This is a genomic window from Kitasatospora sp. NPDC090091 (assembly GCF_044747365.1).
In the GTDB taxonomy this organism is placed as follows: Bacteria; Actinomycetota; Actinomycetes; order Streptomycetales; family Streptomycetaceae; genus Kitasatospora.
In genome coordinates, this window is the sequence record NZ_JBIVDY010000026.1 from 94,073 (window position 1) to 114,719 (window position 20,647).

Consider the following 20,647-nt stretch of genomic DNA (forward strand, 5'->3'; position numbering starts at 1 on the left):
CCATGCTTGGTCTACACCATTCAGGTCGGCCGGACCGCGTTCTGTGCTGCCCGTTCTACCCCGTACACATACATCAGGGCAGTGACACTGTCGACGCCGTAGACCTCGCGGGCGGCGGCGACGTGCTTGGCGACGGTCCGGGTCGAGATCCCAAGTTCCCTGCCGATGGCCTCCTGTGACCGTCCGTGGGCCAGGAGCTGGAGGATGACGCTCTGGACGGGGGCGAGCTGCAGCTCCTCGCTGGGACGCCACTGGGAGGCCGCGTTCCACCGTGCCTCGAACTCCGCGACGATGTACCGGACGAGTGCGGGGTCCTTGACCAGGAGGGCTTCGGCATGTGCCTGCGGCTCCTCCGGCCCGGGGGCGTTGACGGAGGGGATGAAGGCAACCTTGGAGTCGATGATGACGACCTGTTGGAAGGGGCGGGCGAGTGTTCGGACTTCGGCGCCCTGCTCCGTCATCGTCGCCACCCACTTCGAGGTCGGCTCATCCAGCCGGTGACTGTCCGGATAGATCGTCCGCATGGCCACGCCGCGTGTCAGCAACGGGAAGTCGCGCTGGTAGGAGCCGCGGATCACTCGCGCCGTCCGGGGGGCCGGCTGGGCGGCGCACATGGACTCGGTCGCCTGCTCCAGGTAGGTGGCGATCCGGCGGTTGATGTAGTCCATGCCGACCAGGAGCTCGACGGCTGCCGTGTCCGGCCAGGAGGAGCCGGCGAGCTGATGGACCGTCTTGGGGAGCGCCTCGGTGTGCGCCAGGACGGCGCGGGCGTGTTCGCGCAGGCCGTCCAGGTGCTCGTCCAACGTCTGGCCCGGGCCCGGCCGGCGGCTCTCCGCAACTGTGAGTCCCATGCCGCCCCCGCAGTACGCCATGCCCGATTCATTATCAGTTGTGCGAGTTTGGGCATCTAGCGCCATCTGTCTGTCAACTTCTTTTCTTGATCCGGAAGTGCAGGTATACGAAGCCTGAAGCTCTTGATTCCGATTGCTTGATCATGAAATGTAGTCGAGGGGATCTCCCAAGGGAGAAGGACCCCTCAATGTCAGGACACAGACGCTCCCCGCCGGGAGCGGTCACGGGGGAAAAGATGCACAATCTCAAGCGAATCCGAGTTCTCACCGGCCTGGCTGCGGCCGGGCTGCTCGCTGTGGTGGCGGTCTCTGCCGGCTCTTCGGGCACGGTCGACCAGGCCACCGCGGCTGACTCGATGTGGGGGATCACGGGGCCAGTCACCCCGGAACCCACCAATCCGGCGCCCGCACACGTCGACGACTCGATGTGGGGCTGACCGAAGCGCGGCCGACGCGTCAACCCGCTCGTCAGCCATCCCGTTCAGCCGAGTTGTCAGGTTCCTGGCGTGCGGCAAGTTCGTGCGCCAGCAGCCTCTCGGCGAGGTCGTTCACCAGCCTGTAGCCGTCCGGGCTGAGCTGGGCCGCCCGGAACGCGAGGCTGAGGCCGGCATCGCCAGGCGCGCCCTGCGGGCCGCGGATCTCCGCCAGGGCCTGGAGCGCCCTAAGCTGCTTGTCAACGGCTTTCGCTGCGGCATCCGAGGTGAAGTACTCGGCTCCGTTGCGGATGCCGAAGACCTCGCCGATGGCATCGAGCGTGCTCACCTGCGGGTTGGCCGGGGCGCCGCGCCCGTTCTCAGCCTTGTGCAGGCCCCGGACCGTCGTAGGCGAGACCCGGTCGCCGGTCAGCTTGGCGATCTCGCGGTGGGTGATCGGATCCTCGCCTCTCGCTTCTCGGCGCGCGTTCTCCGTGGCGATCAGTCGGTCGAGCCTGGCCGCGATCTCGTGAGCCCTCGCCTGGGTCTTGCTCGCCGCGGAGCCCTCCATGCTGCTCATCTCTTACCAATCCCTTATGCACGTGGTAACTCGATCATAGCCGTGTTCAACCTGTTGAACTCTCGACGATCAACTACCCTTGGTAATCAGACGTGCTAGATGTCTTAAGATCTGGTTATGCTGCCCTCGTGTTCAACCTGTTGAACATCGAGCGGAGGGGCGGTGGGACGTCGATGGGCGACTGGAGAGAGTCGATCTCCACAGCTCGCTCGTCCGAGGGGGCGGCAGCACAGGCGGGCATCGCTCGCGGCAGGCAGAGGACTCCGTGGTGCGGGACCGGACCAGGTGCCTCTCCACGGCGATCACGGCGACGACACGTGGGCAGGGATGCCGACCGGCCGGTCGCCTCTGAGCCCCTCCAGGACGAGTCCTTGAAGGCCGGCGTCGAGCGCGGCACGCTGGGCCCTCGCCACAACAAGCGGGCGGACGGCCGCCATCACGGCTTACGCAGGAACATTCCGTCAGGCCTGGTTACCACCCTGCCGGTGCGGCGTCCGTGGCGGACCGCAGATGCCAGTGGAACTTCGTCCACAACATAGGCGTCACCACAGAGTGTGACCGCCGCACCCTGATCGCGAACGATGCGCACGGCATCGGCCGGGGCGAGCCACTGGCCGACGGGCAGTCGCGCGAGCAGGCTCTGGGCCCGGGACGGGGGATGGCTCATCAGCACGACTCCTTCCCATTGCAGCCGAGCGGCGCCGGCCGGCTGGCCGGATGCCAGCAGATTGACCATAACTGTAACAAGTGAAATAGACAACGCTCGAACGTGTGGTCGAATTTCTGTTCCATCCCTTGCCATCCCCAGACCAAGGGCGGTCCCTGATCGTGCTCCTGTCCACCTCCAAGTCCGCCAGTCGAGGCCACGGCGACCTCGACGAGATCGAGCGGTACGCCAAGGCCGCGGCCGAGGCCACGACCGCCCACGATCGCAAGGCGGCGCTCGGCACTCTGTATGCGGCCCTGCGCGACCCGGTGATCCGCGACATCCGCGGCCGGGTGGACAGCATGGCCACCGCGGAGGACCTCGCGCAGGAGACCTGGGTCCGGGTCGCCCGTTCGATCGGTCAGTACTCGGCCCGCAACGGCGGTTTCGTGCCCTGGCTGTTCACCATCGCCCGCAACCTGGTCGTCGACCACTACCGCAGCCTGGGCCGGCGAGCGCCCGAGATCCTGAGCTCCACGCCGGTGGAGATCGAGGGCCCGTCCGACGAGGACACCCCGGAGCAGCTGGCCGAACGGCGTGAACTGGCAGCCTCGTTGAAGCACTACCTCGCCAAACTGCCGGCCCGGCAGCGTGAGGCGGTGTACCTGCGGGTATGCGTCGGCTTGAGCACTGCCCAGGCCGCAGAGGTGCTCAGCACGCCCCTGCGCCCGTGCACCGAGGGGTCGGTACGGGTTCTTCTTCTTCGCGGTCTGCGTAAACTCTCCGAGGTCATGCCTGATAATGAGGCAGCCCTCACCTTGACCGAACCACTCACCGCGCCTGCCCTTCTCCACGAGGACCGTGCTGCACGCGATGTGATCCCGGTGTAGCGACGAGATTGGACGCATACATGCGACGCGCATCGAGAGCTGGCGACCGCCTTTGTCGGACCCTGGACGGTATATCCGGCACGCACGACCGGGTCACCCAGCGGGCCGTGGCAACGGGCCGGGCGCTTCTGCCGGCCGAACCACTAAGCGAAGCCGCCTATCAGGCCGGTCTTGAAGCGATGTTCGCCGCTGTCGACGAGTCGTTCCCGTCCACCGCCGACGCCGACGAGGCCGACGCCCGCGCTGCGGAACACGACAACTGGGCACTGCTGCCTGACGTCCGGTCGGCCAAGACACCGGATGGAGTGCTCGTCGTCGCCGCCAGCGTCAATACCCTCGACGACGCTGCCGTCGCGAGGATCACCCAGCAGGCCGCCCAGGTGGTCGAGAAACAACGCGGCCGGACCGGCGCCAACGACAGATAGGCCATGCACCCAGAGCTCCCCGATGTGATCGCCACCTCCGATGTCGACGCGGACGCCGTCCTGCTCGTCGACGGAGGCACTGCCTACCTGGTCCTCAATCGCCGTCAGACGTTCGACTCCGCCGTCGCAGCGGCCGCCGCCGTTCTTCGGCGGGACTTCCCGGCGATCCATCCGGACCAGGTCCGCAAGCTGGTGCGCAAGGCGCTCCCGGGCCTGCCGACGCTCGACACGGTGGTCGCAGGCGAGGCAGTTCCCCCGGTGCACCGAGCGACACCTGAGCGGCAGCTTGCCCCGTCCGGCCCGCAGCAGCGGCACCGCCGCTCCGCCTTGACGAACCTGCTGCTGGCGGCCACCGTCGCAGCCGCCGGTGTGGGCGTGGGCTGGCTCGTCCCCCGGACGTACACCCCCCAGCCGGCGCAGGCGATGACGCAGGCGAGCCCCAGCTCCGCGTACATCGGGGATCCGGCGTTCCGGGAGTTCGCCGAGGCAGGGCAGATGAGGTGCACCCCGCTGGGGCCGCTGCAGGCCCGGTGCACGGACGTGGACCGCATGGTCATGTATTCGGAGGCGGCGATCTCGCCGACGTCCATCGCGTACTCGTTCAGCTACGGCACCGAGCGGATCTTCGTCATGGCGTTCCGCACCGCGGCGGACGCCCACGAGTGGGAGCTCGAAGCCAGAACGCAGCCGTTGCAGAACCTGATCCGGGTGTCCCGGTTCGTGCTGTGGGGCTCAGATGCGCCACGCCTTGCCGAGTACCGGAAGCTCATCGAGTCGGCAGAGGACCGCGACCCGGGCACAGTCACGGACGGCCTGACCATGGGGATGCCGGAGCGACTGGCGACGCTGGCGTTCGGGACCCTGGGAGTGTCGGAGAGCAGGCTCGCGGCAGCAGAGGCGTCGTCAAGCCGGCTCTCCAGCCTTCTCTCCGCAGTCCGGCTCGTCATGGGAGGCGACAAGGAGAACGAGTCGGAGCCGGAGACCGGGGCCCTGACGGACGGCACTCTGGTCAGCTCGCTCCTCAGCGGCACGCCACCGACCGCGGCGGGCAGCGGGTCCCCTGGGCCGACCACAAAGTCGCCGGACGCCGGGCGGGCGAACCCCGGCGCCGCGGAGACAGCAGCGACACCACGGCCTTCTGGGGGCGAGAGCCCCAATGTCACCGCTGAGTTCTCGTCGGCACCCACGTCGCCCGCTGCCACGCCCAGCCCCCTGCAGACCGCGGCCGCCGGAGCGGGCCAGCCGCCGGAGGCCTTCGACGCGGAAGACCCCCGCGGCAGCCGCCGAGAAGCCCGTACCGCGGCCGCCGGCGGCCCTCCCCGGGGCGACGGCCGCGGCGCCGTCGGTGTTGCCGTCCTGGTTCCCGACCACACCAGGCCCGACTCCGGCCGGCTCCGTGTCTCCTTCGCCAAGCGGACCGGCCCCTGAAGCGGGGAGCTTCGAGGGGCCGGGGAACGGGGACAGGGCGCTCTAGAAGGGCGGCTGTCCCGTCCAGGTGCCGCCCGGGTCGGCGGACCACTGGTCGGTGCCCGCGCCGGGCTGTGCGCCCGCCGGGCCGGCGGACCGGCTGGCGCGGGTGACCTTCGCGGTGGCCGAGCGCAGGCTCGGGCCGACCTCGTCGACCTCGATCTCGAAGACGGTGCGCTTGTCGCCGCCGGATGTCTCGTAGGCGCGCTGGCGCAGCCGGCCCTGGACGATGACGCGCATGCCGCGCTGGAGCGACTCGGCGGCGTTCTCGGCCGGCTGGCGCCAAACGTTGCACGTGAGGAAGAGGCTCTCGCCGTCCTTCCACTCGTTCGTCTGGCGGTCGAAGGTGCGGGGGGTGGACGCGATGCGGAACTTGGTGACCGCCGCGCCGGACGGGGTGAAGCGTAGCTCGGGGTCGTCGACGAGGTTGCCGACGACGGTGATGGCGGTCTCGCCTGCCATGGGTGGGTTCTCCTCCGGGGGTCAGCGGGCGGCGAGGGCCGCGATCTTCTTGCGGGTGAGCGGGCCGGCGATGCCGTCGGCGCGGCCGAGGCCGGGGTTCTTGCGGATGACGGAGTTGACGGCGGCGGTGGTCATCGGGCCGTAGTAGCCGGTGGTGGGCATCTTGTAGCCGATCCGGTTGAGCTGCTGCTGCAGCTGCTTGACGGCGGGGCTGCGCATGCCCGGTTTGAGGACGACGGGCTGGGTGGTGACGGCGGAGGCGGCGCTGGCGATGCGGGCGCGGGTCTGGGGGCCGGCGATGCCGTCGGCGGGGGCGAGCGAGGGGTTGAGGCGGATGAAGGCGTTGACGGCGGCGGTGGTCTGGGGTCCGTAGTTGCCGGTCTCGGGGACCGGGTAGCCGATGGCGGTGAGTTGGCGTTGGAGTGTGGAGACCTCGGCGCCGCGCGATCCGGGGCCGAGCGCGCCGACGGGCCGGGTGCCGGTATTCGCGGCCAGGGAGGCAATGCGGGCGCGGGTCCTGGGGCCGGCGATGCCGTCGGCGGCGCCGAGCTCGGGGTGGGCGCGGATGACGGAGTTGACGGCGGCTGCGGTCTCACGGCCGTAGATGCCGTCCACGACCAGGTGGTTGCCGAGCCTGTTGAGCTGCTGCTGCAGTTCGCGGACCTCGGCGCCGCTCGCCCCGGGGGTGAGCGCACCCGACGGGTTGCTCGGGGCCGGGGTCTCGGGGTCGGTCGGGCCGGTCGGGGAGGGCGGGGTGCCGCCGGGCGGGGTGACCGGCTTGGCTTCCTCGGGGAGGGTGATGGTCTGGCCGGGCTTGATCTCGTTGGGGTTGGTGATCTGCGGGTTGGACTTGAGGATGCTGCTGACGGAGACGCCGGCGAGGAGGGCGATGGCGGAGAGGGTGGCGCCGGCCCAGACCACGACGCGCTTGACGGTGCTCGGCTGTGCGGTGTCGCCGGTGGCGGCGCGGGCGAGGGAGATCAGCGTGGCGAACGGGATGTTCCCGGGGTCACCGTGGTCGTTCTCGGGGACGTGCTGGTGGCCTGCCCAGCCGCGGAAGGAGTTCCAGGTGGCGAAGGACATGCGGACGCCGTTGCCGGCGCCGTAGGAGGCCGGGTAGGGCGCCCAGCGGGCGGGGCCGTCGAGCGGGATGTTGTTGTGCTGACGCTGCCAGGCCATGAAGGCGGCGAGGTCGCGCAGTGCCCAGTCGGGGGCCTCGGGCCAGAAGATGTGCTGGATGCCGCGGGAGGCCCAGGCCTGGTGGGTGCGGGGGTCGCAGGTGCCGATCAGCTCGATCTGGACCGCGCCGTTGGTGTTGGTCTCGACGCCGCCGGCCGCGTTGACCAGGGCGCGGGCGGAGTGGTCGAACGGGAAGTGCTGGCGGAAGACCAGGCGGCGCGCGCCGAAGTCGGGCTTCGCGGTGACGTGCGGGGCCTCGGCGCCGCCGCTGTAGTCGGGCCAGCCGGTGCCCTCGGTGGTGTGCAGGATGCCGCGGGTCGGTGTCATGTAGCTGCCCGGGTAGTGCTCGGCGAACCACTGGCTTCGGTCAGCGCCCGGGTAGAGCGTGTCGGTCATGCTGCGCCCCTCTGGTCGGTCGTGAGGGGCGCAGCGTTGCGGCCGGCGGGGGCTAGTGTCGCGGGCTGTCTGCGGGGTCTGGCGGGTACTCCAGGGCGTGGAGGGTGACGGACAGGCGGTCGGCGAGTTCGTCGGCGTCGACCTCGTCAACCGGGGCGGTCGTCGCGGTGGTGGTGTCCTCGGTGGGGGTGTCCTTGCCCCAGTGCTGGCGCTGGCGGCGCTCCAGGTAGAAGGAGATCGCCTTGAAGTCGGGGATAGCGCGGTCGGTGGTGGTCTCCTCGATGACCGCGCCCGTCTCGGGGTCGCGGAACTTGCGGGTGGTCTCCTTGGTGACGAAGCCGCCGTTGATCAGCCTTCGCAGTTGGACGATCGCGCCGGCGTTGGCGATCTCGCGGGCCTGCTCGATGCGTTCGTGGAGCGCGAGGTAGTCGTCTTCGGCAGGGTGGGGTGGTTCGCCCTGGCGGCGGCGGTCGGCTTCCTCGCGGCCGCGGGCAAGCCAGCGCAGGAAGGTGGCCTTGTGGACGCCGGAGATGGCGGCCGCGGTCTCGACGGGCATGCCCTGGCGGGTGCCCTCGATCAGTTTGGCCTCGATGTCGGGGGTGAGCAGGCCTCGGCGGCCGCGGGCGCTCCCTCGGGGGGCGGCCGGGCCGTGTCGGGGCTTGCGACGGGCCATCGGGTGCCGGTGGGTCAGCTTCGGCGGGGTGTGAAGGAGTCGCCGCAGGTCGGGCAGGTGATCAGGTGCGGGGTGTCGTCGTCGGTGTAGGCGCTGCCGGTCTCGAGGTTGGTGGCGTTGAACGAGGGTTCCTCGCCGAGGGTTTCGGCGGGCGCTGTGCGCAGGAGGTTGTCCATCTCCTCGTCGGTGAAGGCGAGGCTGTCGAAGAGGGCGGCGTCGGCGGTGACGAGGTCTTCGAGCATGGTGGCGAGCATCCTGCGGTCCCAGTCGGCCTGGGCGGTGATGCGGTTGAGCTTGATGATCAGCGCTTCGGCTTCGGCGTCGGTGCGGGAGGACCAGCCGCGGGTGACGGGTAGGAGCCAGGAGCCGTCTTCGTCGAGGAGCAGGCCAGCGGGCAGGGGCTCGCCGTCGGCGTACATCTCGACCAGTGCTTCGTGGCGGCCGTGGCCGGCGATGCTGCGGCCGGTTCGCTCGTCGACCAGGACGGGGTCGACGAAGCCGTGTTCGCGGATCGAGTCCCGGATGAGGGGCAGTTCGTGGAGCTTGGGGTTGCGGGCGGCCGGGGTGAGCGCCTGGAGCGGCATGTAGGCGATCCAGCGTGGTGCCTGGACGGCGGGTGAGGCGGTCACTCGCGGGGCCCTCTTCTCGTCGTTGGTCGGGCCGGTCGCGGGGGCGGGGCTCAGTGGTGACCGCGGGTTCCAACCGCGCGCCCCTCTCACTGTGTGGGGCAACCAGGAGGCCGTCAGCCGTCGCTCCCGCGACCGGTGTTGCTCCGGACCGGCCCCTGTTTCCCGGGTGGAGTCGGTCCGGGGCCGCTGGGTGGACGCCGGTGCGCGCGGTGGCGTTCCGTTCCAGGGCCGGCCCGGACGGTAGAAGGTCGCGGCGCTTACGTCGCGCCGTCAATCATTCGCCGTGTTACAGTTATAAGGGTTGGGTCAGCCCAGCCACCCGGGGTCTGTAACGCCCCGGCGCCGTTCGTCGTACCCCCTGGTGTACGGCCCGGCACGAGCACGTCCGGGAGAGCACCCGGACCCACCGAAAGGACGCCCCGTGACCGAGCAGCAGGAATCTCCTCCCGACGCTCCCAGCCTGGCCCAGCTCGGCCAGAAGGCCAGCGTGCTGGCCGTCATGTCCGCCCGCCTCAAGGCTCTCTCCGACGACGCCACCGCCGACTTCCGTACGGCCATGCTGACGGCTCACGAGAACGACGGGGTGAAGTCGGTCGCGGCCAAGGTCGGTGAGGAGAAGGTGGCCACCTGGACGGTGAAGGAGGCGAAGGCGGCCGGCAAGGTCGTCGTCAGCAACCTCGACGCCTTCGTGGACTGGGTGATCGAACACCACCCCGAGCACATTCGGTGGGAGCCAACGGTCATCGGCTCGTTCCAGACCGCGCTGCTGGGTGCGGCCGTCTACGACGAGGCGAGCGGCACCATCACCCACAAGGAGACCAGCGAGATTCTGCCGGGCCTGACGTGGGAGCCTTCGCCGCCGCCGTCGAGCATCGCCCCGTCGTGGGCCCCGGACGGCAAGAAGCAGGTGATGGACTTCCTGCGCAGCGGCGCCATGAACACGCTGGTGGCTGGCGCATTCCAGATCGAACCGGCGGAGGGCTGATGTTCCCTGTCGACCAGTTCCCCAAGGCCATCTGCCGCCGTGTCGACCCGGACGTGATGTTCCCCACCGACAAGGACACCGACGGCATCGAGGCGGCCAAGGCAACGTGCGAGTTCTGCCCGCACAGCGCCCAGTGCCTGGAAACCGCGCTGGCACTGACGCCTGCACGGGACAAGGGCGTGCGCGCCGGCACCACCCAGGACGAACGGAAGAGGATCCGGCGCAAGCGCGCCGCGGCCGCGCGCCGGAAGCAGCAAACTCCCGTCGCCGCCTGACCCTGCCTGAACCGCCAGCCCGGCCGGCATCGCCCGGCCGGGCATCACCCGAGGACCAGACTTGAGTACCGCCTTGCCCGAATCGGCACACCCGCCGCTGACCGCGGCCCCGGCTCCCTGCTGCGCGCACTGCCGGCAGCAGCGAGCGGCGCTGGACGTGGGACTGTCCGCGCCCGCGTTCCGGCTGCTGTCCGCGATCGTGCTGCGCACCGCGGGCAACACCGCGGCTGGCGCGGCCGCGGCCGCCGGTCTGACTCCGCACCAGGTGCGGCCGCTTCTGGGCGAGCTGGTCCGTTCCGGTCTTCTGGCCCGCAGCCGGCGCCGGAGCGGGCGGACCACCGTCACCACGTTCACCGTCGCGCAGGGGGAGACCCGATGAGCCTGGACCCGCTGCTGTGGGCGCTGAACGACTCGCCGACCGCCGACACCTTCGAGCGGCTGATCCTGGTCGCCCTCGCCGAACGGGCCGATCCGGACGGCTGCAACGCCTTCCCGTCGAAGGCCACGCTGGCGAGGGCCGCGCTGTGCGACGAGAAGACGGTGGGACGCAAGCTCGCCCGGCTCAGGGAGCGCGGCCTGATCGCCGAGGGCGACCAGAGCGCCGCCCGTCACATCCCCAAGCACAACCGGCCCGTGGTGTACGACCTGCTGATCCCCTGCTCGTGGTACGGCCACCGGATGGAGCGGGTGAACGAGGAACGGCAGCAGAAGGGCCTGTCGCCGCTGACCGCGCGGTCGCGGCCGGACATTGCTCCGGCACCCGCGCGCACCCGGCGCAGCGACTACGGCAAGAAGCGCGTCACGGTGGACAACGAGGCGCCGTACAGGGGGGACTCTGAGTCCCAGGACTCTCAGTCCCCCCTCGGCGGTGGAGTCGAAGGGGGGACTGAGAGTCCTGGAAGGGGGGACTCTCAGTCCGCACAGGGGGGACTTGAAGACCCCCAAACCTCCCCTATGAACCTCCCCAGTAACCCGCCCCAAGGCGATGGTGCTGCTGACGTGCGCATTCGCCCGGCCGACGAATCGGTTGCTGCGACCGGCGGGAACGGCAAGCCGTCCCGCCCGAGGAAGAAGACTCCGGAGGCCACCGCCCGCCAGGAGGCCCGGACCCGCGAGGAGGAAGTGCTCAACCGGCTTGCCCAGGACGGTGCGACTGCCTGGTGGGAGCACGCCCACAAGCAGTTCGGCACGTGGGCAGGCGGCGAAAACGGCTTCCTGATGCTGCGGGGGATGATCAAGCGCGCAGCCAAGGCCAAGTACACCAAGCAGCAGATCTGGGCCGCGTTGCTCGACTGCGGCAAGCACGTTCCCTCGGCGCAGCAGTGGCAGGCAGCTCTCGGCGCGGCGGCCGGCAAGGCCGTCCAGCCGGGTCGGCGCGGTGCGGTGCCGATGTACGACGACGCCGCCTCCCACCCGCAGCAGCAGGACCCGTCCCCGCGGCCGACGACCGACGAGCTGATGAACGCGCTGAGCAGCCGATGAAGGGGGAAAGCGGCATGGTCACCTCGCTCACCGAGCTGACGCTCGGCCGGGAGCTGACGGCTGCCGACAGCGCTGCCACGGTCAAGGCGGTGGCGAAGGTGATCGCCAGGGGGACGGCGGAGCAGCGGGCGCGCGGCGCGGTGCCGGCCCAGGACGGCGCCGTGTGGGAGAGGCCTGACGAATACCGGCAGGGCATCTTCACGACGGCCTGGCTCAAGAGCCTTGACCGTGCCCGCCACCAGGCCTACCTGCGGCACCACGTCACCATTCCGCCCGGAGGACTGCCTGCCGGCCACGTGCTGCTCGACGAGGACCAGTACCCCCAGGCGCTCGCGTACTGGGTTCAGTGCCTTGCGGCGCGCCAGGAGACCAAGCAGCACCTGGTCGCGTTCGGCAACGTGGGCTCGGGCAAGACTGCCGCGGTGATCGCACTTGGGTCGCTCGCCGTGCAGTCGGGCATCATGACCCGCTACGTCCGGCACGGCGACTACGTGCGCTGGCTGCGCCCGGACGGAGCGCCGCCCGGGCTGACCGCGCTCCAGGTCCGCGAGTTCCACGACCGGTGCCAGCTTCTGATCCTCGACGAGCTGTGCGGCGAGATGGACAACCAGGCGACCGAGGCCGTGCGCCAGGCGACCGGAGACCTGCTGTCCGCGCGGATCGCCTCCGGGCTGCAGACCGTGGTCGCCACCAACCTGCACTCCGCGCAGATCGCACGGATCCTCGGCGACAGGATCGTCTCCCGGCTCGGCGAGAGCGCCTTGGCATTGAAGTTCGAGCGCCCGGACCGGCGCGAGCCGGTGAAGTGGTGAAGCGCCGGCCCCGGCGGTCGCGCCACGGGGGTCTTACGCGGGTGGCTAGGGTGCGGAGGGAGTACACGAAAGGACGCTCCCCCATGCCCCAGTTCGGTTCGGCAGTCCGCGCGCAGGTGGCCGCGGCGGTTGCTCAACGCGATGTCAGCCAGTTTGCCGCCGCCCTGGTGGGCACGACCTCGGTTGACCGGCCGGCTCGGGACCGGATCCGCGAGGCCCGCCACCTTCGCCTGCTGGCGCTGGAAGCATTGGACCGCACGGTGATCGCCGCGCGGCTGGACGGGATGAGTTGGGAGGAGCTGGGCGAGGCCCTGCTCCTGGACCCGGTCACGGCGCAGGTTCGGTACGAGGCCGCGGTGGCCCGTTGGTCGGCTCCGGAAGGCTCCGTTCGGCAGGGCCCTGGCGACCCCGGCGACCCGGACCTGACGGGAACGGCGGAGCTTCTCGATGCCTGGTACGCGCAGGCCGTGACGGCATTGGACCCGCAGGCCGGCGAACCGGTCGAACGGCCGGTCTCGAGAATCCTCACTCTCTGAAAATCATTTCGCATGTTACACTTAAGGAGGGGATCTAAGGCTGCCTCACCCGGCAGCATCACCGGGCCAGCAACCCGGACCTACCGAGAGGACACCCATGACCCTTCTCCTGCCGCCGCGCCGCCTCGACCGTGAAGTCGCCGAGCCCACCGGGATCCCCGCCTTCCCCCGACTGCTTCTGGCGGGCGTGGAGAAGAGCGGGAAGAGCTACGCCGCCGCCGAAGCCGCAAAGTCGGATCTGATCGGCACCACCTTCTGGCTCGAGATCGGCGAGGACACTGCCGAGGAGTACAAGCAGCTGGGCCCGTACAAGATCGTCAAGCACGACGGCAGCTACATGGACATCCTGGACGCCGTCCGCTACGCCGTCGCGCAGCCCCGCGGCGCGGACGGCAAGCCGAACATGATCGTGATCGACTCCGTCACCATGCTCTGGGAGCTGCTGTGCGACGAGCAGACCGCCGTGGCGCGCCGGCGGGCGAACGAACGTGGGGCCGCCTGGGACAGTGAGCTGACCATCACCGCTGACCAGTGGCAGAAGGCGAAGAACCGCTTCAAGGACATCATCAACACGCTGAAGTACCACGACGGCCCGGTACTGCTCCTGGCCCGGCTTGAGGACGTCGTGCTCTTCGAGGGGGACAAGCCCACCCGGGACCGGGTGTGGAAGGTGAAGGCGGAACGGTCGCTGGCCTTCGAGTGCACGGCGGTCGTGCAGCTCCGGGCCCGGCACTCCGTGTTCCTGACCAACGTCCGCAGCCTGAACCCGGACCTGAGCGCCATGGACATCCGACCCCTGCCCGGCTTCACTGTCGACAAGCTCTTCCGCGACCTCGGCATGGACCGGCGGGTGACCCGCTCCACCTATGTGGCACCGAACCCGGAGGCCTTCATCACCGAGCACGCCCAGCGCCTGGACGTGCTCGACGACCTTCCCAACGACCCGAACAGCGAGCAACTCGGAGAGCTGATCAGGCTCTCCTACAACACCGGCAACCCCGAGTACCTGAACCGCCTCAACGCCGTGTACGGCCACGCCTGGCTGAGCCGCCGCCAGATCAAGGGCAAGAACGGCATGGTCCTGGCCTCCGACGCCATCGAGGCCGCGCTCAACGCTCTGGCACAGCGCGCCAGGGCAGCGACCTCCGTCCGGCCGGACCACAACGGCGCGGCCGCGGCCGCCGCGACCAGTGCCGCACAGGCCGTCCCCGCGCAGGACGAGCAGCCGCAGTGCACCGTGCCGAGGTGCCCGACCCCGGAGGACCGTGTCCGCCCGTACCCCAACGGGGCGCGGTGCGAGCAGCACAGCCCCCGACAGCAGGCCGAGCGCCGTGGTGAGGCCGCGCACCGGGCCTTCGCTGAAGAGTGGGGAACCACCGCGCAGGACGTGGACCTGTCGGCCGGCTGGCCGCCGTTCGGCTTCACCGGCGATGACGACGCGGAGGAGGAAGGCGACGAGGGCGGCGAGACCGATGCCGCGGCGGTGGACCAGGAGGAGACCCCGGAGCCGCCGAACCCGGTTCAGATGCTGCGGAACGAAGCGGTCGCGCAGGCCCGGGTGCTCGGAATCACCGTCGACACGCACCTGGCACCGCTTGCTCCTCCCGGGAGCACCCCGGGCCAGTTGCCGCCGTCGCGGCTGGGCGCGCACCTGCTCACGTGGCGCCCGGTCGTAGCGGCCAAGCTGCGCGAGGAGGGGCACGACGGGATCGCCGAACAGTATGCGAAGCTCGGCCGCCGGATGCCTTCCCAGGAGGCCGCTGACATCCTCAACGCCAGCGCATAGCCGTCGACGCGGCTGTGGGGCGGGCCCGATTCCAGTCCGGGCCCGCCCCACAGTTGTGCTCTACTGCCGGCCGGCCGCCTTCGGACGGCGGGACCGCTTGGCCGCACGGCGCAGCTGGGCGGCCTGTTCCTCTTCCTCGCGGCGCAGGCGGGTGTACTCGGCGGGGAACATGTCGGCCAGGCGACGTCGGGCCCGCTGCGCTGGGTTGCGGCCGCGGTCGATCCGGCCGGTGGCCCGGGCGGCGTCGCCAGCCGCGATCACCTGCGCGAGGTGGAGCTCCTGCTCCAGAGCGGCCCGTGCCCGCGCTGCGCGCTTGTTGTAGGCGTTCCGGGACTCGTCGTCGGCCTGGGTGAGTAGGGGGCCGTGATTCTTCAGCAGCCGCTCGGCGGTGCGGGCGACGCGCGCGACTACCTCGGGCGCGCGGAACGCGGCGATCAGCTCGGCGGCCGGCTGGGGGTGCGTCACGAAGTCGAGCAGCAGGTCCGCGAACGCCGGCTCGGCGGTTGCGGCCAGGGCGGTGGCCATCTGGTTCGGTGTGGCGGCCACGGTGCCGGCTCCCCTTCGGTGTGGTGGATGACGTACGGGCGGCGGCCCGCCTGCCTTCCCGCCCGCCGTGTGCCGGATCTCCACGTAGCTGCGCTCCCCGGCCCCGGCCCGCGCCCCGAGGGGCACTGCCGGTGGACTTGGCTACTTGCTGCCCCCGCGCCGAAAGGACACCCCTGCTCCAGACAAGGAGATGGAGCGAACTTCGCGGGGACTTTCGCCTCGACGGTTGGGTGGTGGGGCGGCGGGCCGCCTGGTCGGAATGCTACGGGCTGCCGGACGGAATCAGGAATCGCTCCCGGCGCCCGGCTCGCGCAGCCGCCGCCTCAGCCGCGCCAGGGCCTCGTCCGAGGTGTCGAACTCCATGTTCGAGAGGTCGATGCGGATGGGCGGTGCCGGGCTGGTCGCGACCTCGATCTTGGGCGCGATGCCGGAGCGGTGCCACAGGGCGGCGTAGGAGACCTCGGAGGTGGCGAGCACGGCGGCCAGCGCGGTGAACAGCGCACCGGGGCTGGCGGCGTCGCTGAGGCCGCCCTGCGCGGCCACGGTTGCGACTCCGGAGACACCGGCGAGGATGCCGACGATCACCCGCTTCGCGGTCGGGGACCAGTGCGGGCGCAGCACAACGGCCGCGATCAGGGGGAGGACGGAGCCGACGGCGGCGCCGTAGCCGGCGCTGTGGACGACCAGACTGTTGAGGTTCATGAAGGCCTTCCGGTTCGGTGGGGTTCGGGTCGGAGGCACGGTGGCGGCTGGGGCGGGTTTGTGTCGTGCCCTCAGGGCTCCAGGTCGGCGCGGATCGGGTCCTCCGGGGCCGGGTGGGCTGCGCCCAGGGAGGCGAGCTGGGCACGCAGGAGGCGGATGTAGCGGATCGCAGCGTCGCGCCACCGGCGGTGGTCCTCAGCCATCCGGTCGAGCTTCTCGGCCTGGCGGGCCTGGCCGGCTTCCAGCGCGCTGATCCGCTCGCGCAGCTCGGTTCGCTCCGCCCGGTGTTCGGCGTACAGGGCGACGAAGCCGGCCTGCAAGGCTTCGGCGGCCGCGGCTTCGGCGTTCTCCACGGTGGCCTCGGCCTGGGCCTCGGCCACGATGTCCTCGCTGACTGCCTTGCGTGCGGCCTGGCGTGCTGCGAACCAGCCGCTGCCGATCACCCCGAAGAGCGTGCATATCGGGGTGGCGACCGCTGCGATCGTTTCGGTCGTCTCCAATACGCTTCAGGCCTTCCTCGGAGGGGTGGGTGCGCGCGGGCCGAAGTGGTGGAGGGGAGGGCTCCGGCCCGCGCGGATCTACAGTGACGGCACGTACTGGTTGCGTCGCGCCCTGCTGGCTGTCAGTCGATGATCGACCAGCGAACGGTGTCGAGGCTGATCCAGCCGCCGGTGGTCTTCCACGTTTCGATGTCGCCGTTGGCCTTGACGTAGAGCTGGGAGATCGACTCGTTGGCGTTGGCGACCGCGAAGATCTCGGGGAGTCGGGGGCGTAGTGCCGGATCGTCGATCGTGGCGATCACGCCTCCGGGGAAGGAGGCGGGGATCTGGATCAGCCCGCGCAGCGCGACGGTGCCGTCGGGCATGGCCTTGATGCCGGGGGCCTGCCAGCCGTCGATGCCAGTTGCGCCGCCGTTGAGGGTCGGGGTGATCCACGTGGCGTCGTTCTTGACGAAGCCGCCGCCCTGGAGGGTGATGTCGCCGTACTGGACACGCAGGCCGGTCTGGGTCTGGATGAGGACTTCGCCCTGGAGGGCCTTGATGGCCAGGCCGTTGGTGTCGAGAGAGATGGTGGCGATCTGGTCGGCGAGTTGGATGGACCAGGAGTCGGGGCGGAGTTGCTCGATGGCGCTCTTCAGGTCGCTGAAGCGGCGAACGTAGGCGTAGACGAGTCCGTCGGCGTCAGGGCCGCTGCCGGCGGCGCCACCGAAGAATGCCTCACCCGCGAGGCCTGGGCCGGAGGCAGAGAGGCTGAACATGCCCTGGGGGACATAGCCGGTGTTCGGTCCTCCGCTGCTGAGCTGCAGGCGCGGGGTGTGGGAGCCGTCGGTGGTCATCTGGGGGGCAGTCAGGCGTGCGGTGGCGGCACTGTAGAACGCCACCGACCGGGCGGCGGCGACCTTGCCGCTCGTACCAGTGCCGGTGCCGGCGCCGCCTTCGATGGCGCGGACCTCCGCGGTGAGGCGTGCCGGGGCCTTCTCGGTACTGGCTCCGGAGTACAGGAGTGCCGATGGGTTGGCGCTGCCGTCGGTCGGGTCTGTGGGGGAAAGCAGGACGCGCCGGCCGGTCAGCGCGGTTTGGATGGTGGAGCCGACGAGGGTGACGCCGGTGATGGTCTTGCCGTCGATCGCGTCGGCGGAGAGTTTGGCCGCGGTGACTGCGCCAGCCGCGAGTTGGCCGGCGGTGATGGAGTTCGCCGCGATCCGATCGGCGGTGATGGTGCCGGCCTTGATCTCGCGGGCGGTGACGGCGTTCGCCGCTATCGTTCCGGCGGTGACGGCGTCCGCGGCGATCTTCCCCGCGATCACGGCGTTCGTGGCGAGTTCCGTGGCGGTGATGGTTCCGGCTGCGATCTTGCCCGCGGTGACCGCTCCGGCGGCAAGCTCCGCGGCCGTGACGGCGCCGGCTGCGAGCTTGGCGGTGGTGATCGCACCGGCGGTGATCTCCCGGGCTGTGACGGTGTTGCTGGCGATGGTGCCGGGGGTGACGGAGTCCGCGGCGAGCTTGCCGGCGATGACCGCGGCCTGCCCGATCTTCGAGGCGGTGATGGCGGCCTCGGCGATGGCGCTGCTGTTGATCGCCCCAAGGGCGATCTTTGCCGCGGTGATGGCGCTGTTGGCGATCTGCAGTTCACCGATGATGCCGTCGACCAGGTCGTCGGAGACGACCTTCAACGCGGTGCCCTTGGTGGCGGCGCTCGCCGGGCCGCGGGCGCCGGCGGCGTTTACGGCGACCAGCCGCACCCACAGCGGCGTGTAGGTGGTGGTGGCCAGGGTGATGCTGGCGCCGGCGGCCGCGAGGGTGGCGGCCATGCTCTGCGGGCTCGGCGTGAAGTCGGCGCCCTCGCCGACGTGGACTTCGACGTGGGAGAGGTTCAGCGGGGAGCTGTAGGCGTCGACCCACTGGCCGTCCCACGTGACGTTCAGCGCAGCGGTGGCGGGCTGGACGAGCGGGGCGAGCGGGGTCGGCGGCGGCGGCGAGGCGGCAACCGTGACGCCCACGGTGCCGTCGGCCTGGCGGCCGACGGTGCTGATGATCGTGCCGGCGTCGTCCACAACGTGGAGCTGGCCGCGGGCGGCGCTGTAGGGCAGCTGGGCGGCGCGTTCGAGGTTGGTCAGGCGCTGGTCGAGGCGTCGCAGGAGTGCGGCCAGCTCGCGTTCCTGGACGGCCTGGTCGAGTGGGTTGTTCAACGGCTTCCCTCCGGTCGGAGCGGAGATCAGCCCAGCGCGTCCGAGCGCTTGAGGGTCAGCAGGACCGTGCCGTCGGTGCGTAGCTCGTCGGAGATGATGCGGTGCCAGATCGCGACGTCACCGACCCACGGGACGTGGGTCTGAACGAGGATGTCGTCGCCGGGCGACCAGGAACCGACGGGCGCGTTGGGGTGATCACGGACCTCGAGCATCGGGATGTAGAGACCTTGTGTCCTGGACTGCAGTTCGCGGTTGCCGCGGGCGCGCAGCGCGGCCTCGCCGGTGGCGGCCTTCTCCGCGACGACGTGGACGCGGCGCAGCCGGCCGTCGGGACGGGTGAGCTGCAGGCGCGGCATGGTGGCGCCTTCGCCGCGGCCCAGGACCAGGACCTCGTTGGCGAACTCCTCGCCGAGTGCGCGCGGGGTGGCGGTCTTGCTGATGTTCTCGCCGTCGGCGAAGCGCAGGTCGGTACGCTTGCGGCCCAGGCGCGGGGTGCCCAGGCGCAGGCGGTGCGTGATCGTCGGATTGTTGCCGTCGATGTCGGTCCAGGCGTGCTCTTCGAGGTAGTCGAAGCCGACCTGGAGGGCGATGGTGTCGATGGCGCCGCCGCAGTCGGGGGTGTCCCACCACGCGAGTTCGTACGGGTCGGAGCCGTCTTCGGCGCCGAGGAGAACGCCGGCCGGGTGCTGGTCGACGACCAGGTCGAGACGGCCGTTGTCGAAGCTCTGCAGGTGGTCCCAGATGTGGCGGACGGCGTCGTAGGCGTCGATGCGGGGCCCGCCGTACGACGGGGGCGGGGGGCCGACCTGGATGGAGCGCGGTGGGTCGGTGTAGTCCACGTACCCGTCGTGGTTCTTGTCGAGGCCGTCGTTCGGGTCGGGCGGGGTGATGCGCAGGCCCGACTGGATCAGCCCGCCGAACGGGATGCCGTGCGGGTAGGAGGTGTAGCCGGCGCAGCGGAGCATCCACTTGCCGCTGTCGGCCGAGGTGTCGACGATCATGCCGCCGCCGCGGATCTGGCCGTCGAGCTCAGCGAAGATCGCGGTGTCCCACTCCTGCAGAGTGGGCTGGCCGTCGGCGGCGATCAGCCGGGCGTACTCGGGTTCGACGTACCCGCTCATCCCGCCCGGGCCGGACAGCTCGCGCACCGGGGCCGAGGTCAGGGTGAGCGGCACGTCCCAGTCGAGGATCTGCCCGGTGAGGACGCGCAGGGCGACGAACCGCCAGGCGGCCACCGCTACGCCCCGTCCTGTGCGGGCGCTTCCCTGAACAGCACCCTGACGACGACCTGGGTGGTGCCGTTGACGTCCAGCCGGCCGGGGTCGAACGCGGCGGTCTGGATCTTGAGGGTCTGGGTGGTGCCACGCCAGGCGGCGGGGATCGCGTAGGTGTCGGCGAGGAGCTTGTCGGCGCGCCGGAACCCGGTGCCGCCGTCGTCGTCGAGTTCGCTGGTCGAACCGGCCACGCCGTTGAACACGTGCCGCATGTGCACGTAGACGTTGTTGACCGACAGGCGCAGGCCGGACAGGTTGGTGGTGACGGTCGCGGTGACGGCCCACTCGGGGATGTCGATGTTCCAGGTGGCGCGCTCCGGCCAGTTCTTCCACCCGCCGTCGGTCGTGTCGATGTAGGAGTACTCGGGGTAGCCGATGATCGTGTAGGTGCGCTCCTCGGAGCGCGGCCGGGCGACCTTGCGCAGGTCCTTGATGTGGTCGGGCAGGACGGCGGAGGTGTTCGGAGGGAGGTCGATCCGGGCCAGGGTGATGGCGGAGTCGTTGGGGCGGATCTGCCGGATCGACGTGGTGCCGGCGGGCACGCCGGAGAGCACCCTGGTGAAGATGTACGGGCCGCTGGCTGGGGTGGACGGCTGGGGCCAGGTCTCGCCGAGGAGGAACGGATTCTCGACCCGGGCGATGATCAGGTCGGAGCGCGCGGTGGGGCCGGTCGGGGTGATGGGGATCTTGTCGATGGAGACCATGCGGCTGGCGTAGGCCTCGTACTGTGCGCCGGCCGAGCGGTTGAGGATGGAGCAGGCGCCGGTGAGGACTTCGACCTGCTGGCCGGGGGCGGCAAGTGCGCGCACGCGCAGGTCGTTGGGCCCGATGACGCCTTCGGCGCCGCCGATGCTGTTGTAGGCGAGCAGCCGGGCGATCTGCGCGGAATGTTCGGCGCTGCCTTCGATGAACCACGGCACCGAGTCCCAGGACACGGGGGCCTCCTTCA

23 protein-coding genes and 1 pseudogene are annotated in these 20,647 nt (G+C 70.5%); 11 read left to right on the top strand and 13 right to left on the bottom strand.

Annotated elements, in window-relative coordinates; genetic code table 11:
- Window positions 1-20 precede the first annotated feature (20 nt).
- Entirely contained in the window at window positions 21-851 is an 831-nt protein-coding gene (locus tag ACIPSC_RS33305; protein ID WP_400831742.1) for a LuxR C-terminal-related transcriptional regulator, read from the bottom strand.
- A gap of 236 nt (window positions 852-1,087) precedes the next feature.
- Between ACIPSC_RS33305 and ACIPSC_RS33310 the strand changes: the two genes are divergently transcribed.
- Window positions 1,088-1,288, top strand: coding sequence for a hypothetical protein (locus ACIPSC_RS33310; RefSeq protein ID WP_400831746.1), 201 nt, complete (start codon window positions 1,088-1,090; stop codon window positions 1,286-1,288).
- A 31-nt stretch (window positions 1,289-1,319) separates the two neighbouring features.
- On the opposite strand, the gene ACIPSC_RS33315 is transcribed toward ACIPSC_RS33310, so the two are convergent.
- Window positions 1,320-1,844, bottom strand: coding sequence for a helix-turn-helix domain-containing protein (locus tag ACIPSC_RS33315; RefSeq protein ID WP_400831749.1), 525 nt, complete (start codon window positions 1,842-1,844; stop codon window positions 1,320-1,322).
- A gap of 436 nt (window positions 1,845-2,280) precedes the next feature.
- Window positions 2,281-2,580 (bottom strand): hypothetical protein, encoded by a 300-nt coding sequence (locus ACIPSC_RS33320; protein ID WP_400831752.1) that lies wholly within the window; start codon window positions 2,578-2,580, stop codon window positions 2,281-2,283.
- Window positions 2,581-2,615: 35 nt separating this feature from the next.
- Between ACIPSC_RS33320 and ACIPSC_RS33325 the strand changes: the two genes are divergently transcribed.
- The 3 genes from ACIPSC_RS33325 to ACIPSC_RS33335 all read left to right on the top strand — a co-directional run bounded on the left by ACIPSC_RS33325 (window position 2,616) and on the right by ACIPSC_RS33335 (window position 5,233).
- A complete protein-coding gene (locus tag ACIPSC_RS33325) occupies window positions 2,616-3,380 on the top strand; it encodes an RNA polymerase sigma factor (protein ID WP_400831755.1) in 765 nt (254 codons plus the stop codon).
- Between the two features lie 107 nt (window positions 3,381-3,487).
- Window positions 3,488-3,805, top strand: a complete 318-nt coding sequence (locus tag ACIPSC_RS33330; RefSeq protein ID WP_400831759.1) for a hypothetical protein — start codon at window positions 3,488-3,490, stop codon at window positions 3,803-3,805.
- Between the two features lie 3 nt (window positions 3,806-3,808).
- A complete protein-coding gene (locus tag ACIPSC_RS33335) occupies window positions 3,809-5,233 on the top strand; it encodes a hypothetical protein (RefSeq protein WP_400831762.1) in 1,425 nt (474 codons plus the stop codon).
- A 51-nt stretch (window positions 5,234-5,284) separates the two neighbouring features.
- On the opposite strand, the pseudogene ACIPSC_RS33340 reads toward ACIPSC_RS33335, so the two are convergent.
- The 4 genes and pseudogenes from ACIPSC_RS33340 to ACIPSC_RS33355 form a co-directional block, all read right to left on the bottom strand.
- Window positions 5,285-5,734: pseudogene (locus ACIPSC_RS33340) on the bottom strand (single-stranded DNA-binding protein); the annotation flags it as partial.
- A gap of 21 nt (window positions 5,735-5,755) precedes the next feature.
- Window positions 5,756-7,309: a peptidoglycan-binding protein gene (locus tag ACIPSC_RS33345; protein WP_400831765.1), complete on the bottom strand. Its 1,554-nt coding sequence runs from the start codon at window positions 7,307-7,309 to the stop codon at window positions 5,756-5,758.
- 52 nt (window positions 7,310-7,361) lie between these two features.
- Window positions 7,362-7,982: a hypothetical protein gene (locus ACIPSC_RS33350; RefSeq protein WP_400831769.1), complete on the bottom strand. Its 621-nt coding sequence runs from the start codon at window positions 7,980-7,982 to the stop codon at window positions 7,362-7,364.
- 14 nt (window positions 7,983-7,996) lie between these two features.
- Window positions 7,997-8,611 carry a ParB N-terminal domain-containing protein gene (locus tag ACIPSC_RS33355; RefSeq protein WP_400831772.1) on the bottom strand — a complete coding sequence of 205 codons (615 nt, stop codon included), beginning with the start codon at window positions 8,609-8,611 and terminating at the stop codon, window positions 7,997-7,999.
- A gap of 421 nt (window positions 8,612-9,032) precedes the next feature.
- On the opposite strand from ACIPSC_RS33355, the gene ACIPSC_RS33360 reads away from it, so the two are divergent.
- From ACIPSC_RS33360 to ACIPSC_RS33390, 7 genes are all read left to right on the top strand, one after another.
- A complete protein-coding gene (locus ACIPSC_RS33360; RefSeq protein WP_400831774.1) occupies window positions 9,033-9,596 on the top strand; it encodes a hypothetical protein in 564 nt (187 codons plus the stop codon).
- Window positions 9,596-9,871 (top strand): WhiB family transcriptional regulator, encoded by a 276-nt coding sequence (locus ACIPSC_RS33365; RefSeq protein ID WP_400831778.1) that lies wholly within the window; start codon window positions 9,596-9,598, stop codon window positions 9,869-9,871. The genes ACIPSC_RS33360 and ACIPSC_RS33365 overlap by 1 nt, the downstream gene beginning before the upstream one ends.
- Before the next feature lie 61 nt (window positions 9,872-9,932).
- The gene (locus ACIPSC_RS33370) at window positions 9,933-10,250 is read left to right on the top strand and encodes a hypothetical protein (RefSeq protein ID WP_400831781.1); all 318 of its coding nucleotides are present in this window, start codon (window positions 9,933-9,935) and stop codon (window positions 10,248-10,250) included.
- Window positions 10,247-11,353, top strand: coding sequence for a helix-turn-helix domain-containing protein (locus ACIPSC_RS33375; protein ID WP_400831783.1), 1,107 nt, complete (start codon window positions 10,247-10,249; stop codon window positions 11,351-11,353). Before ACIPSC_RS33370 ends, ACIPSC_RS33375 begins: the two co-directional genes overlap by 4 nt.
- Window positions 11,350-12,165 carry an ATP-binding protein gene (locus tag ACIPSC_RS33380; RefSeq protein WP_400831785.1) on the top strand — a complete coding sequence of 272 codons (816 nt, stop codon included), beginning with the start codon at window positions 11,350-11,352 and terminating at the stop codon, window positions 12,163-12,165. The genes ACIPSC_RS33375 and ACIPSC_RS33380 overlap by 4 nt, the downstream gene beginning before the upstream one ends.
- Before the next feature lie 83 nt (window positions 12,166-12,248).
- A complete protein-coding gene (locus ACIPSC_RS33385; protein WP_400831787.1) occupies window positions 12,249-12,701 on the top strand; it encodes a hypothetical protein in 453 nt (150 codons plus the stop codon).
- A gap of 97 nt (window positions 12,702-12,798) precedes the next feature.
- Window positions 12,799-14,487 (top strand): AAA family ATPase, encoded by a 1,689-nt coding sequence (locus ACIPSC_RS33390; RefSeq protein ID WP_400831789.1) that lies wholly within the window; start codon window positions 12,799-12,801, stop codon window positions 14,485-14,487.
- Between the two features lie 60 nt (window positions 14,488-14,547).
- Here ACIPSC_RS33390 and ACIPSC_RS33395 read toward each other — a convergent pair whose 3' ends face one another.
- The 6 genes from ACIPSC_RS33395 to ACIPSC_RS33420 all read right to left on the bottom strand — a co-directional run bounded on the left by ACIPSC_RS33395 (window position 14,548) and on the right by ACIPSC_RS33420 (window position 20,633).
- Window positions 14,548-15,033: a hypothetical protein gene (locus ACIPSC_RS33395; protein ID WP_400831791.1), complete on the bottom strand. Its 486-nt coding sequence runs from the start codon at window positions 15,031-15,033 to the stop codon at window positions 14,548-14,550.
- Between the two features lie 282 nt (window positions 15,034-15,315).
- The gene (locus tag ACIPSC_RS33400; RefSeq protein ID WP_400831793.1) at window positions 15,316-15,735 is read right to left on the bottom strand and encodes a hypothetical protein; all 420 of its coding nucleotides are present in this window, start codon (window positions 15,733-15,735) and stop codon (window positions 15,316-15,318) included.
- Between the two features lie 71 nt (window positions 15,736-15,806).
- Window positions 15,807-16,235, bottom strand: a complete 429-nt coding sequence (locus tag ACIPSC_RS33405) for a hypothetical protein (protein WP_400831795.1) — start codon at window positions 16,233-16,235, stop codon at window positions 15,807-15,809.
- 122 nt (window positions 16,236-16,357) lie between these two features.
- On the bottom strand, window positions 16,358-18,424 hold the full coding sequence (locus ACIPSC_RS33410) for a hypothetical protein (protein WP_400831797.1): 2,067 nt from the start codon (window positions 18,422-18,424) through the stop codon (window positions 16,358-16,360).
- A gap of 26 nt (window positions 18,425-18,450) precedes the next feature.
- A complete protein-coding gene (locus ACIPSC_RS33415; RefSeq protein WP_400831799.1) occupies window positions 18,451-19,659 on the bottom strand; it encodes a hypothetical protein in 1,209 nt (402 codons plus the stop codon).
- Window positions 19,660-19,661: 2 nt separating this feature from the next.
- A complete protein-coding gene (locus ACIPSC_RS33420) occupies window positions 19,662-20,633 on the bottom strand; it encodes a hypothetical protein (protein WP_400831801.1) in 972 nt (323 codons plus the stop codon).
- Window positions 20,634-20,647: the final 14 nt, after the last annotated feature.

What these genes read in the sequence shown, in the direction of transcription:
- ACIPSC_RS33305 (WP_400831742.1), bottom strand. Translation starts at nt 851, where the DNA reads ATGGGACTCACAGTTGCGGAGAGCCGCCGGCCGGGCCCGGGCCAGACG.
- ACIPSC_RS33310 (WP_400831746.1), top strand. Translation starts at nt 1,088, where the DNA reads ATGCACAATCTCAAGCGAATCCGAGTTCTCACCGGCCTGGCTGCGGCC.
- ACIPSC_RS33315 (WP_400831749.1), bottom strand. Translation starts at nt 1,844, where the DNA reads ATGAGCAGCATGGAGGGCTCCGCGGCGAGCAAGACCCAGGCGAGGGCT.
- ACIPSC_RS33320 (WP_400831752.1), bottom strand. Translation starts at nt 2,580, where the DNA reads ATGGTCAATCTGCTGGCATCCGGCCAGCCGGCCGGCGCCGCTCGGCTG.
- ACIPSC_RS33335 (WP_400831762.1), top strand. Translation starts at nt 3,809, where the DNA reads ATGCACCCAGAGCTCCCCGATGTGATCGCCACCTCCGATGTCGACGCG.
- ACIPSC_RS33345 (WP_400831765.1), bottom strand. Translation starts at nt 7,309, where the DNA reads ATGACCGACACGCTCTACCCGGGCGCTGACCGAAGCCAGTGGTTCGCC.
- ACIPSC_RS33350 (WP_400831769.1), bottom strand. Translation starts at nt 7,982, where the DNA reads ATGGCCCGTCGCAAGCCCCGACACGGCCCGGCCGCCCCCCGAGGGAGC.
- ACIPSC_RS33365 (WP_400831778.1), top strand. Translation starts at nt 9,596, where the DNA reads ATGTTCCCTGTCGACCAGTTCCCCAAGGCCATCTGCCGCCGTGTCGAC.
- ACIPSC_RS33375 (WP_400831783.1), top strand. Translation starts at nt 10,247, where the DNA reads ATGAGCCTGGACCCGCTGCTGTGGGCGCTGAACGACTCGCCGACCGCC.
- ACIPSC_RS33380 (WP_400831785.1), top strand. Translation starts at nt 11,350, where the DNA reads ATGAAGGGGGAAAGCGGCATGGTCACCTCGCTCACCGAGCTGACGCTC.
- ACIPSC_RS33385 (WP_400831787.1), top strand. Translation starts at nt 12,249, where the DNA reads ATGCCCCAGTTCGGTTCGGCAGTCCGCGCGCAGGTGGCCGCGGCGGTT.
- ACIPSC_RS33390 (WP_400831789.1), top strand. Translation starts at nt 12,799, where the DNA reads ATGACCCTTCTCCTGCCGCCGCGCCGCCTCGACCGTGAAGTCGCCGAG.
- ACIPSC_RS33400 (WP_400831793.1), bottom strand. Translation starts at nt 15,735, where the DNA reads ATGAACCTCAACAGTCTGGTCGTCCACAGCGCCGGCTACGGCGCCGCC.